Annotated in this window: 1 protein-coding gene; it reads left to right on the top strand. The window is 52.4% G+C overall.

The features are described from left to right. Positions 1 to 9 precede the first annotated feature (9 nt). Positions 10 to 1173: an IS30 family transposase gene (locus BM116_RS18570; protein ID WP_083729508.1), complete on the top strand. Its 1164-nt coding sequence runs from the start codon at positions 10 to 12 to the stop codon at positions 1171 to 1173. Positions 1174 to 1180: the final 7 nt, after the last annotated feature.

Below are 1180 nucleotides of genomic sequence, written 5' to 3'. Positions count from 1 at the left end.
CATTCACTCATGGCAACGATGAAGGCGCGCGGGTTCTCAGCTTCACAAAAGCGAGAGCTCTGGCTTAGATGGCGAAAAGGACAGTCTCTGAGTGAAATAGGCCGAGCGCTGGGTAAACACGCAGGCTCCATCAGCGGCGTGTTAGCCATTCATGGTGGTATCTCGCCTCCAAATCGGACGCGGTCCGATCTCGTTCTTTCTCTGTCGGAGCGAGAAGAGATTTCGCGGGGATTGTCTGCCGGGCTTTCGCTGCGGCACATAGCCAAATTGATTGACCGATCCGTTTCGACAGTAAGCCGGGAGGTTGGTCGTAACGGTGGTCGCACAAAATATCGTGCAAACACCGCTGATAAAAGAGCATGGGATCAAGCGAAGCGGCCCAAACAGTGTTTGCTGGCTGAAAACCAAGTGCTTCAGCAAGTTGTAGCGAAGAAGCTTCAGCTAGACTGGTCGCCTGAACAAATATCAGGTTGGCTTCAGCGCCAATTCCCGGACGATTCAGCGATGCAGATATCCCACGAAACCATTTACCGCAGCTTATTTGTCCAGGCCAGAGGTGTGCTGAAAAAAGAGCTGGTAAAGCACCTGCGTTCTCGACGAGGGATGCGAAGGTCAAAGCATTCGACCACAGAGGCGACGGAGCGAAAGACAAGTATCGTTGATGCCATCTCTATTCGGGAGCGTCCGGCTGAAGTAGAAGATCGTGCAGTACCCGGCCACTGGGAAGGTGACTTGATCTCGGGCTCTAAGAACTCGCATATTGCCACGCTGGTGGAGCGCCAGTCGCGATTCACAATGCTCGTACAGGTCAACGGAAAAGATACAGAGAGCGTTGTGTCCGCTCTCTGCAGAGAGGTTAACAAACTGCCTGCAGCTCTGAAAAAGACGTTAACCTGGGATCGAGGCGGCGAATTAGGTGGCCACAAAAAATTTACTGTAGCCACTGACGTTCAGGTCTACTTCTGTGACCCCCAGAGCCCTTGGCAGAGAGGCAGCAACGAGAATACCAACCGTTTGCTGCGCCAGTATTTCCCCAAGGGCACAGACTTATCAGGATGGACACAAGCGCAGCTGGATGAAATAGCCTTGCGATTGAATCAACGCCCACGGAAAACGTTGAGATACTTATCACCAGCTGAGAAACTAAACGAAATAGTTGCACTGACCGGTTGATCTCACC

Source organism: Halopseudomonas pachastrellae (assembly GCF_900114765.1).
In the GTDB taxonomy this organism is placed as follows: Bacteria; Pseudomonadota; Gammaproteobacteria; order Pseudomonadales; family Pseudomonadaceae; genus Halopseudomonas; species Halopseudomonas pachastrellae.
This window is presented reverse-complemented; position numbering and strand designations above follow the sequence as displayed.

What these genes read in the sequence shown, in the direction of transcription:
- BM116_RS18570 (WP_083729508.1), top strand. Translation starts at nt 10, where the DNA reads ATGGCAACGATGAAGGCGCGCGGGTTCTCAGCTTCACAAAAGCGAGAG.